The organism is Clostridium sp. J1101437_171009_A5, from assembly GCF_015547905.1.
Classification (GTDB): domain Bacteria; phylum Bacillota; class Clostridia; order Oscillospirales; family Oscillospiraceae; genus Pseudoflavonifractor_A; species Pseudoflavonifractor_A gallinarum.
Genome location: NZ_JADMVY010000001.1, coordinates 57575 through 68842, shown reverse-complemented (window position 1 = coordinate 68842; position 11268 = coordinate 57575). Strand labels below are relative to the sequence as shown.

Genomic DNA, 11268 nt, shown 5'->3' with positions numbered 1-11268 from the left:
CGCCCTAGGGCGCGATCCATAGAAGCTACCAACCATTCTATTTGATCAAGAAAGGAAGCTGAGTTACTATGGCAAACAACGTACCGAAGAGTGACGGACGGGGCATCATCTCTGGTGCCTATGTCAACCAGGATCACCCCATCGACCGGACCCAGTGGCTGGAAGACAGCTTCCCTGAGTGGGGGACCTTCCTCAACCAGGAGATTGAATCCTATCAGGTGCCCAAGGGACAGGTAAGCCTGTGGTGGTGCGGCGGCCCCTCCTGGGTGCTCAAGACGGATGAGGGGGGTATCTTCTTCATCGACCAGTACTGTGGACCATCCATGTACACCGAGCTCTATTACTGCGGAGTGTGCAAGCAATCGGGGGCTGATTCCATCAACTGGATCCGCCTCAATCCTCAGGTGATTGACCCCTGGCGGTTCAATCAGCTGGACGGAGTATTCTGTACGCATGCCCATCAGGATCACTGCGACCTGTATGCAGTCAAGGCTGCCCTCCAGACCACCAATGCGCCCTTCTACGGCCCGCCTACGGCAGTGGAGAAGCTCAAGGGCTTCGGTGTGCCGGATGACCGAATCGTTCTGGCCAAGGTAGGGGAGAGCGTGAAGGTAAAGGGAGCCGAGGTGGAATTCCTCATCTGCTATGACCAGACAGCCATTAAGACTGGCGAGGGGGATGTGCTGCTGCCCTTTGAGCAGGCGGCCTGCTGCTACCTCTTCAAGACCAGCGCGGGCAACATTCTCTTCATGGGTGACACTTGGTACCATGACGGCTATGTGGCCATCCGGGACAAGTATGACATCGATGTGGCGATTTTCGACATGGGTTCCAACGCCCCCGGTGCCACCGACAAGATGACTCCCTACGACTGCGCCCGGGTGGGTCAGATCCTCCAGGCTAAAGTACTTATCCCCGATCACTACGATAACTGGGCCAATACCGCCGGGGACCCGGAACTGCTGGTCAAGCAGTTTGAGCGTATTGTCAGTGAGAATACTCCCGAGATCAAGACGATGATCATGCGCTGCGGCGGACGATTCAACTACCCCGCCGACAAGGACAAGGGACGCTACCGCTATCCCGATGGCAGCGAGAACTACGATTTTAGCAAGTCGGTCTTTGCCAAGAAATAGGAGGAAATGCCATGAGAGAATACCGGTTCTTTGCACCGGATGACTTCCAGGCCCTCTTTGAAACGGTGTCCGCCCAGCAGGGAGCTCAGATCAAGTTCCTGGCTGGCGGCACCGACCTGGTACCCCGGATCAATATGGAGCGGGATCAGATCCCCTATGAGGAGAAGCCGCCCATGGCCCTGATCTCCCTGGCCAAACTTGGGCTGGGCGGTATCCGGGAGGAGGGAGAGGCCATCTGCATTGGTGCCATGACCACCATCACTCAGATCCAGGACAGCACTCTGCTGCGGGATAAAATCCCTGTGCTGTGCCAGGCTGCCGACCTCATGGCTGGCTTTGCGGTGCGCAATACAGCCACCTTGGGAGGGAACATCATGAATGCCTCTCCGGCGGCGGATACTTTACCTGCTCTGTTGGTGCTGGGTGCCCAGCTCACCCTTCGGGGCCCGTCCGGTGAGCGGAAGGTGCCCCTGGCCGAGTTCTTTACCGGTCTGGGCAAAACGGTGGCAGCGGCGGATGAGGTTCTCACCCAGATTACGGTCTTTCCCGGCACGGGCCATGCTAATTTCCAAAAGCTGGGGCGCCGGGCGGCCGAAACGCTCTCTGTGGTCAATGCTGCGGCCTACATTGAACAGTCGGGCGGCGTGTGTACCGCTGCACGGATCGCCGTGGGCAGTGCTGCCCCTACCGTCAAACTGTGTGAGGCGGCGGCCCAGGCCTTGGTGGGGAAGCCCTTGGACGATGCAGCTGTGGAAAGGGCGGCTGGATTGGTCAACCAAGCGCTCTCGCCCATTGATGACATCCGCTCTACCGCCTGGTATCGGATGGAGACCGCGCCGGTGTTGGTTCGGCGGGCTATCCTGGCCGCCGCCGGCATGGCCGATCAGGCATAAGGGAGGAAACGGACATGAAACAGATGGTATCCTTTGTGTTGAACGGCATCCCCGTGGAGGTGGCGGTAAAGCCCGAAGCCACCCTGCTGGAGATGCTCCGGGACGAGATCGGCCTGACCAGCCCCAAGTGCGGCTGTAACCATGGGGACTGCGGCGCCTGCACGGTCCATCTGGACAACCAAGCGGTAAAGAGCTGCCTGGTTCTGGCCATGACAGTCCAGGGCCGTGAAGTAGTTACTTTGGACGGCATCACCCCCAGCCAGGGGCTCCACCCGATCCAGCAGGCTTTCTATGAAAAAGGCGCGCCCCAGTGCGGATACTGCACACCCGGCATGGTGATGGCCGCCGATGCCTTCCTGCATCGCAATCCCCATCCCACGCTGGAGGAAATCAAGGAGGCACTGAGCGGCAACCTGTGTCGCTGCGGCTCCTATGAGAAATACGCCCAGGCGGTGCTGGCTGTGGCAAATGGCGAGTACGGTCCGCTGCCCGAAGGGAGGGAGCAGGATGTTTAATGCCATCGGTAAGCCTATCCCACGTTATGACGGCCTGGGCCACGTAACTGGCCGCACGATCTATGTCAGCGACGTGACCATGCCCGGCACGCTGACCTGCAAGGTATTGCGCTGTCCCTATCACCGTGCCCGCATTGTCTCGCTGGATGTGACCCAGGCAAAACGGATGCCCGGGGTGTACGGGGTCATCACGCGGGAGGACGTGCCCTACAATCGTTTTGCCATGGTACCTGACAACCATGTGCTGGCCGAGGAGATCACCCGCTATCGGGGGCAGCCGGTGGCAGCAGTGGCAGCGGTGAGCAAGGAAGCTGCCTTGGATGCCTTGGCCAAGATTAAGGTAGAGTACGAGGAGCTAGAACCTGTCTTTGACCCGGAGAAGGCCATGGAGCCTGATGCCCCCCAGATCCGGCCGGAAGGCAATGTTCACCTCTTTGACGGGACCTCGCCGGTGCGGCGTGTCCGCCGGGGAGATATTGAGAAGGGCTTTGCCGAAGCCGATGTCATTGTGGAGGGGCGCTACACCACGCCCTGCGAGGAGCATGCCCCGCTGGAGTGCTGCTCCACACTGGCCTATGTAGACGAAAGCGGTAAGCTGGTGCTCTACAGCAAGACACAGGGTGTTTACTTTGTCATGGGCGACCTGGCTAATGTGTTTCAGCTTCCCATGAATAAGCTGAAGTTCATTGGCAATACCATTGGTGGTAGCTTCGGCTCGGGCAACAGTGTGGCCACTGACCATATCGCTGGCCTGCTGGCCCTCAAGACGGGCAAACCGGTGCGCTACACGCTCACACGGGCCGAGGAGATGATGTTCACCACGATTTCCACCCCCTGGATTTTCAAGATCAAGGACGGTGTGCGCAGGGATGGAAAGATCACTGCCCGGCATGTGGAGGTTATCCACGACTGCGGAGCCTTTACCGAACTGGGCCTTTATGCCGCCGAGAAGAATGCAAACCTGGTGGCGGGAGCGAACCTGATTGAGAACCTGGCAGTAGACACCCATATGGTGTTTACCAACAAGCTGCCCAGCGGATCCCGCCGGGGATTCGGAGTCAATGTGGGCCAGTTTGCCGAGCAGGTTCAACTGGATCGGGACGCCCGTGCAGTAGGAATATCTCCCATGGCTATCCGGTTTATCAATGCCTTCCACGAGGATGACATCAGCCATGTGGGCAACCGGCTGCGGGCAGTGTCCACCATAGAGACGCTCCAAGGGGTAGCTGACCTGGCGGGCATCTCCCTGGAAGAGCAGTACCGGACGATGAGCTCCAAGGAGGTGGAAAAATGATTCGGACAGGACGGGGGATCTCCACCATCTACTATCCCTCTGGATTCAATGGGGGCGGAGATCCGGATCTGGTCTCCCTGCGGATCAAGCCCGACGGCACCATCGACGTGTCGAATGCCTCCTGTGAGATGGGGCAGGGTCTCAAAAATGTAGTGGTCCAGATTACCGCTGAGCGGCTGGAAATTGAGCCCGGGCAAATTAATTTTGATAATACGAACTCTGATACCGCCGCCTTCAGCATGGATACGGCAGGTACCCGCTCTACCGTCATCGTGGGCAATGCCATCCTGGCGGCTGCCGACGATCTGATAGGAAAGCTTAAGACTTTCGTGGGGGAGAAGCTGGGCGTGCCTGCTGCGGAGATGTCCTATGAGAAGGGCCGGACGTTTATCACCACCCAGCCGGAAAAGGGAATGACTCTGGCGGAGATAGGGGCGGCCAGCAACTATGGCGGGGTATTTCTCATGGGGACCGGGGGATACCTTCCCGAGCCCGCCCCGCCGCGTGATCCGGAGACAGGAGCTACTCTGCCCAGTAAAATCATGGCCTACGGCTCCTGCGTGGCCGATGTGGAGGTGGATGACGAGACCGGGGTGGTACGGGTAATCAACCTGTACAACTGTTATGACATGGGCACGGTGATCAATCCTCTCCAGGCCGAGGCCCAGGCTGACGGAGGCAATATCCAGGGAATTGGTATGGCGCTCTTTGAGGATTTGGCCCCCCGTTTCCCGGAGCGTATGGAGCCCTATGCTGACAGCTTTACCGACTATATTATCCCTACTTTTATGGATATGCCCCAGCATAGTGCCACCTCTTTTTATGAGAACTACGACCCCAATGGTCCTTACGGAGCAAAGGGCTGCGGCGAGATGGTGGTAGACACCCAGTCCCCGGCCATCGTCAATGCCATCTATGACGCAGTTGGGGTGGTGGTGGACAGCCTTCCTGCCACCCCGGAGAAGGTGCTGCGTTTGATTAAGGAGAAAAAGTCCAAATAATTTCCATCTTGCCCGGATGATACACCCCAGGACAGATGCCTTCTGCGGAAGACGTCGTTCTGGGGTGTATTGCTGTCCATATTAGGGATAGGGATAAGGTGTCTGCTTATATGTTTAGAAAATAGAAAATTTAGAAGGAGCGGGAGAATGCATACATTCCCCCAATACCACCCTGAAGATTCTGTTCAGCAGCAGTCTCTTGGCCGTTTACAACTGCCTGGATGAGAGAGATGATCTGTTCGCCAACCTCTTCCAGCGTTTTTCCCTCCGGAATTTCACCAGCGTTAATATCCATATCCCCGGGCATCGCATGGAAAACCTTGCTGTTGCTTGCCACTTTTACTACGGGACAGCATGGATGGCCAATCGGAGTTCCATGGCCGGTACGAAAGATACAGATCTGAGCGCCACCCGCTACCAGGCCGGTCATGGACTCTGTGTCAAAGCCTGGCCCATCCATAATCGATAGACCGGAACAACAGGGGATTTTTCGCCCAGATCGATCAAATCACAGATTTCACGGCAAATTTCGCTGTTTGCCGGATTGGCCGTGATGTCTGAGAGAGCATCTAACCCGCCACATTCCAGCCCAACTGTCAGCTTGGAAAAGGGGACTGCCTGGCGCTCCAGCTGTGCGGTCGTTTGAACCATGGTGCAGGCAAAGGCTGCGGTCTTTTCTGCGTTTTTTGCTGCCGCTATCTTCTTTGAATCGCCGCGGCGAATACTGTATTTCAGGCGCGTGGTATGGGGAAACGGGCACTGAGTTTTGCAATTCTGCGGAAAATTGTGTTGGAGATTCCTGCTTTGTTTATTTGGAACCTGTTTTGGACTCTTTTTGGTCTGGCCTATGCCCAACTTACAGCAGAGGTTATCCTGGCGGCAGTGGCGATTGTTACCTTGTACCGCCTGAGTCGGGAGCTGGAGTTAAAATTTCGTGCGGACGAAGGAAGTTCTTCCAAACAGAAGAATGGGTTGCGCATTTGATATTTTTTCCATTCCAATTTGCTATCAATGCGGGAAGATAAGATCTGGATGACATGCACAGCAGATATGTTTTATAAAAGATGAACGGACGCTCTATTGGGAGCGTCCGTTCAAAGTTTAATTGCAATGTTTGGATAGGATAGAGATAGAATATTTTATACCAATTGGGTCTTTACAACCATCACAGAACAATCTAAAAAATAAAAAATCGGAGTGTAATTATAGGACTTGGAAAAATCCAGTCATATCAATGGTTTTAGCGTAGCAAGCAAGAGGTTTTTATCCCATTAGATACGATAATTAGAAAGATCATCCAGCTTTTCGGCAAATGTTTTTGCCTGATCGGCTTCTTTTTCAAATTGCGCCTTGATTTGCTCGTTCATGCGTGCATCAAGGATTTTCACCACTTTCATATCTTCTTCCCTGACGGGAATTGTAGCAATATCATTCTTTTCACCGCACTGAGGAAAATTAACCAACCAATATCCGTTGATGTTTTCTGGTTCAGTGATCCACCCTTGCATACCTTTATGAACGCCATCTCTTGTGTACTTTTCCTTTTCGACGATAACTTCTACATTGTCCATGTATGTCATATTATTTACCTCCGTATGGCGTATTCAGTTTTATCTGCCCGTTGGGTTTTACCATCCAACCTGTGACAAAAGAAACATCGCCAAAGCCATCTTTCTTTGGAATAGTTACTCTGATATTGATTCTTTGTCCAAACATATTTAGCTTTCCAAGCTCATATTGCCCAGAGACATAACGTTCCCTCGCTTGCCGTTCTATCTCTGCTTGCAGCCATCCAGCATCAAGCACTCTTCACAGTGGGTTTCGCCCTCTGAATGGTGCGTCCATTTGACCCAGCTTGGTAGTCCTGCACCCTTTTGTATTGTACCGAAACATCGTTTATAGTACAACATTCTTCACAAATAAGGGGAAATAAGCAAAAAGTTGCACATTTCCGTACAAATATCACAGAACAATTTGGAAAATAAAAATCGGAGTACCCCGAAGGATACTCCGATGGTCCGAGTGTAATTATAGGACTTGGGAAAATCCGGACAATTTGGAAAATAAAAAATCGGAGTACCACGAAGGATACTCCGATGGTATGAGTGGTGATACAGAACTTTTTGAAAACCCCAGTAATATCAAGGTTTATGGACATCCAAACAGAAAATTATCTTGTATATCCCTCTACTTTGGGGCGGCTATTTTGAAGCAGCCGCCCTTTCATAATGTCTCAAATAAATGTACTGATTTGGGTTGAAAAAGCCTCTTTTTTCTTTTTGTATTGCCCGTTAGAAATGGGACATGGGTGATTTATCACCCAGCGTGTCAAAGTGGCACAGAAGTAGCTTTTTTCTCAGAAAACAACACTTTTTTAAATCTACGAAAATATGTCATCTATGTGACGCTCCATCTCACCAAACGGCTCAAACGTATGTGGACGATCCGAATACGGCTTGTCCAGATACGGGAAAACCGGATATGGATAACCCATGTCTGGAAAACCGGCCGCAATTAAATAAAGATAAAAGAAATACAGATTCATCAAGTACAAAAGGATCAAATCCTATCCTATCAAGTCCCCATAGGTGTCAATTGGACTAGACAGGATTGGATACGGGGCCAAAGAACTATCGAGGACCTACTTTTAGATTAGAAGAGATGTTGAAGCGGGCATAGGACAACACTACTAAAGCTTTACAAGCAGCGTTTCAAGGTGGCGGAGGCATCCTTGCCCACACTATTTTTCTTCCCCTTTTAAAGGTGTAGAAATTATGGTTCAAAATGAGCAAGAAACGCCGTGATGGTTTCCGTGTATAGGGGTAGTAAATTTCCTATATGAAGATCGTTTCTATGTAGTATAAACGCCCAAATTCGCCTTTTTAGACAAAGATAGGAGTGTAATCATTGCATAAGGCCTGATAATGACGCTATCTTTATTGACTACGATTGAGAATCGGTAAATTGCTTTCATTTTTCTTGGCAGAGATATTTTTGCCTCCTTTGACTCTTGCGTTGTGGGAAAAAGAGGGAAATGATATAATAAATCAGAAAATAATATAAGTTTATTTAAACTGAAGGCGATAGCACACTATTTTGGTAATTTAACAATAGATATAGAGATGTCCTTTTGATGGGGCATCTGCGCGGCTTTGCTTTAAGGAGGTAAGAGATGAGTAATCCGAATTTTACAAAATCAGATATTGGTGCTCAGGCTGCATGGAAAGGTTTTTCATCTCAAACTTTATATATTGCTTATAGATTGCTTGCGGATGAAGACGGTTACGAATATTACCCCGAAGATATCGAAGATCTGGTTATAAAAAAAGATGGATCTGTTATTGAGGCTGTTCAAGTTAAAAATATATCTTCCGATCTAACACTTTCAAGCCTTGCTTCTATTAAAACATCTAAGGGTGGAGAGGGCTTTTTTAATCGGATGTGTAGTTTACACGCCATAGATAAATCCTTTTCCGGTGTAAAGATTGTTTATTTTGGGAGGTTGGGTGCAGAGTTTCAAGAAGTCGCCAACGACAACAAAGAAGTAAAAATGATATTGGCTAATCGGTTGAAAGAAAAACATAAACTGTCAGCCGAAGACGCCGCTTGGTTAATCAATTCCCTGAAATTTGAAAAAGTTGGCCTTAAGGAACTCAAAGAGAACCTAAAAGAACAGATCCGAAGTTATGTACCTGTAATGCCAGCACCTGAACTGGCTCAAGAATTATTAGTGCAATACATTTCTAGGTTATCCAACAGTAAAGGCTATACAACTTTAGCAATGTGGAAAGACAAAATCCATGAAATTGGAGTAAGTATTTCTGCTATTGATGGTTTTTACAAAGAATATAATAAGTCTCTCGTATGCTTGAGTGAACTGAAACTTAATACCAGCCAAGAGCAGCTTCAGAATGAGTTTTCACAAGGGGTTTCTGTCCATCCATCACATATTCGAAGCGGTGTGGATGTCAAACGAGGCTACTGGTTAAAAAAGATTCAATTTGCCATTGAGAAAAACGGCGTAGCAGTAATTAAAGGAGTTTCAGGTCAAGGAAAATCCGCTTTATGCTACCGTTATTTGCTTGATACATATCCGGAAGGATGCGTATTTTGTGTCCGCACAATCGCTACGGAAACGCAAGCCCAAAACCTTGTGGCTGCACTAGATGGACTTGGAAAGCATAATGAAAATCTTATTATTTATATTGATGTGCAACCGGGAGAAATGCTATGGGCATTTCTGATTCAAGAATTACAGACTCGTGGATTAGGGATACCTGTTTTGGTTTCAATTCGTGATGAAGACTATAATGCCACCCCATTGAATGGAAAAGCTATTAAATACGATGTGGTTGAATTAGCGCTTTCAAAGGATGAAGCAGAGAATATTTATAATATTTTTACAAGTGAAAGACCACACCCAATTTATAGAACATTTGAAGAAGCATGGATTGCCTTCGGCGGTGGAGGGCCCTTAATTGAATTTGTATACTTGCTTTCAAACAATCAAACTTTGACAGCTCGCCTACAGTATCAAATTGATGCGCTCATAAAAGAGAAAGTATCCGATGATTGGTTGGAATTGTTACAGTTGGTATGTTATGCCGGCCGTTTAGGTGCCAATGTAGATTTCCTATCAGCAAAAAAGGAGATCCATTGCACGACTATGCAGTCAGCCATACAACGGTTAAAAGATGAGTATCTTATTAGAGTTATTGATGAGAACAAGATTGAAGCTCTTCATCCGGTTCGTGCGCAAATTGTATTTGATACCATCTGCGCACAAACTGGTACGACTGAGAAAGATATAGTTTTCAAGACAGTACCTTGTGTGGAGTCTAAGAATATACGAGTTATTTTGATGGATTACTTTTCTCATCAACCCTGCAATTTAGATGAGTTGCATCAACTTTCTCAATGCAAATTTACCGATTGGATTGGATTTGCGAGCGTAATAAAAACTATGCTTTGGTTAGATGCAAAACGCTATGTTGATTGTAATATGGCGGCTATCCAGGATTTAATTAAGAAGCGCGGTAAGGGATGGCTTTGTTTTCTACCACTTGACCTTTCTGGTGTCTATCATTGTAATGAAATTATTGTGGACACCATGAAAGAATTTTCGATATTCAAAGACAAGGAAGCGCTACAAAGTGCTATTGATGAAATAAAGAATTCACTTACATCACTAACCATAGATTATCAAGCAACAGACTATTTCGTTAAAAACTGTCGTCATCCAAGTCTGCTGCCACAAACAGATGAGGATAAGTCGTCATTTGGATATGCGCTATTTTGGATGGCAAAACGCGATTGTGAAGTTCATATGATCATAGAGCCAGACGAGATGGAACAATGCATATGTTCCGGCGACCTCCAAGCGGCTGCAGATGTTATAAGGGGTCTTTCTGAACACACAGCATTTTCAGCGGCTTATCAAACAGCAGCAAACAAATTGGTCAATAAATTGATTTCAGAAATGAATGTAATATCTTTTACTCGCGCCTTGTAATATTAAATGCGAAAGAACAAACACCACGTCGAACGACGGGTGAAAGTTCTATCGCATTTATTTTTTTTACCATAACAGAGCCAGAAATACAAGGGAGGAACCGACATGACGCACGTTTCTTTTGAAGAGTACGAGGCCGCGAAAGCGGAAATCATCGGTGGAGTTCAGTACAAGGAAATGTCCACCTTGGAGGGGAACGTAATCCGAAAGACCTACACGACGGAAGAGAACGGGACGTTCTACGAGGTGAACGACGGCGGGTGCATTGAGTTTTGGAGCGACAAGCACCCGGATAGCCGGATTTACGATGAAAACGAGCGGGCGGGCCTCCCGGAGAATGTGGGGGCAGTTCCCGGATATGGTGACTTGCTGGCCGAGAAAATCAGGGAAACGGCGGATTTCGCAAATCTGAAACCGTTTGAAAAATTCGTGCTGGATAACGGATATTTGTACGATTCGAGCGACGCGCTAAAAGCTGGCTATGACCGGGCGTGGAAAGCACAACACGGAATCACCCTGACAGAAGAAGAGTTCGCGGCGGAGGTTATGAGCCGCGGGAAACTGGTTGACGCGTCGGGGCTTTACGAGGCGGTCATGGAACACGTAAACGCGGGGCGGCTGACTGCGGGCGACGTTATGCAGTACGCGCATTACAGATGGTGCGTGAATAGACCGGAAGCGGTTATTGCGTATCAAGTGGGCCGCGAGAAATGGGTGGTCAATAACTGTTCCGAAGAGATCACCGAAGAGGCCGCGCGGATTGAAGTTTGCGAGGAATTCGGGTTCGAGGCAAGCCGGGTAAAAATCATCGGGACCCCGTACTATGACGCGACGGACTGGAACTTCATCCGCTTTAACTGTTCGGGGCGGGCGTGGCTGATGAAAAACGGCGAGATTTATCAAGTTTACGAATGAAA

12 protein-coding genes are annotated in these 11268 nt (G+C 49.4%); 8 read left to right on the top strand and 4 right to left on the bottom strand.

Features of this window, described 5'->3' with window-relative positions; genetic code table 11:
- Window positions 1-68 precede the first annotated feature (68 nt).
- From I2C21_RS00460 to I2C21_RS00440, 5 genes are read left to right on the top strand one after another with little or no spacing between them, the layout of a single operon-like run.
- Window positions 69-1136 (top strand): MBL fold metallo-hydrolase, encoded by a 1068-nt coding sequence (locus tag I2C21_RS00460; protein WP_101693338.1) that lies wholly within the window; start codon window positions 69-71, stop codon window positions 1134-1136.
- Between the two features lie 11 nt (window positions 1137-1147).
- Window positions 1148-2029 carry an FAD binding domain-containing protein gene (locus I2C21_RS00455; protein WP_195278236.1) on the top strand — a complete coding sequence of 294 codons (882 nt, stop codon included), beginning with the start codon at window positions 1148-1150 and terminating at the stop codon, window positions 2027-2029.
- Between the two features lie 14 nt (window positions 2030-2043).
- Window positions 2044-2544 carry a (2Fe-2S)-binding protein gene (locus I2C21_RS00450; RefSeq protein ID WP_101693336.1) on the top strand — a complete coding sequence of 167 codons (501 nt, stop codon included), beginning with the start codon at window positions 2044-2046 and terminating at the stop codon, window positions 2542-2544.
- Window positions 2537-3838 (top strand): xanthine dehydrogenase family protein molybdopterin-binding subunit, encoded by a 1302-nt coding sequence (locus I2C21_RS00445; RefSeq protein ID WP_180956876.1) that lies wholly within the window; start codon window positions 2537-2539, stop codon window positions 3836-3838. The genes I2C21_RS00450 and I2C21_RS00445 overlap by 8 nt, the downstream gene beginning before the upstream one ends.
- Window positions 3835-4839 (top strand): xanthine dehydrogenase family protein molybdopterin-binding subunit, encoded by a 1005-nt coding sequence (locus I2C21_RS00440; protein WP_195278235.1) that lies wholly within the window; start codon window positions 3835-3837, stop codon window positions 4837-4839. The genes I2C21_RS00445 and I2C21_RS00440 overlap by 4 nt, the downstream gene beginning before the upstream one ends.
- 130 nt (window positions 4840-4969) lie before the next feature.
- Here I2C21_RS00440 and I2C21_RS00435 read toward each other — a convergent pair whose 3' ends face one another.
- Both I2C21_RS00435 and I2C21_RS17720 read right to left on the bottom strand, forming a co-directional pair.
- Complete coding sequence (locus I2C21_RS00435; protein WP_286167176.1) at window positions 4970-5269, bottom strand: UxaA family hydrolase; 300 nt, start codon at window positions 5267-5269, stop codon at window positions 4970-4972.
- Entirely contained in the window at window positions 5266-5490 is a 225-nt protein-coding gene (locus tag I2C21_RS17720; RefSeq protein WP_252192579.1) for a UxaA family hydrolase, read from the bottom strand. The genes I2C21_RS00435 and I2C21_RS17720 overlap by 4 nt, the downstream gene beginning before the upstream one ends.
- Before the next feature lie 93 nt (window positions 5491-5583).
- Between I2C21_RS17720 and I2C21_RS00425 the strand changes: the two genes are divergently transcribed.
- Entirely contained in the window at window positions 5584-5823 is a 240-nt protein-coding gene (locus I2C21_RS00425) for a hypothetical protein (RefSeq protein ID WP_195278512.1), read from the top strand.
- A 287-nt stretch (window positions 5824-6110) separates the two neighbouring features.
- On the opposite strand, the gene I2C21_RS00420 is transcribed toward I2C21_RS00425, so the two are convergent.
- The gene (locus tag I2C21_RS00420; RefSeq protein ID WP_101693312.1) at window positions 6111-6419 is read right to left on the bottom strand and encodes a hypothetical protein; all 309 of its coding nucleotides are present in this window, start codon (window positions 6417-6419) and stop codon (window positions 6111-6113) included.
- A gap of 1 nt (window position 6420) precedes the next feature.
- Window positions 6421-6645 (bottom strand): hypothetical protein, encoded by a 225-nt coding sequence (locus I2C21_RS00415; RefSeq protein ID WP_195278232.1) that lies wholly within the window; start codon window positions 6643-6645, stop codon window positions 6421-6423.
- Window positions 6646-8011: 1366 nt separating this feature from the next.
- On the opposite strand from I2C21_RS00415, the gene I2C21_RS00410 reads away from it, so the two are divergent.
- Window positions 8012-10351, top strand: a complete 2340-nt coding sequence (locus I2C21_RS00410) for a hypothetical protein (RefSeq protein WP_195278231.1) — start codon at window positions 8012-8014, stop codon at window positions 10349-10351.
- 105 nt (window positions 10352-10456) lie between these two features.
- A complete protein-coding gene (locus I2C21_RS00405) occupies window positions 10457-11266 on the top strand; it encodes a hypothetical protein (protein WP_195278230.1) in 810 nt (269 codons plus the stop codon).
- Window positions 11267-11268: the final 2 nt, after the last annotated feature.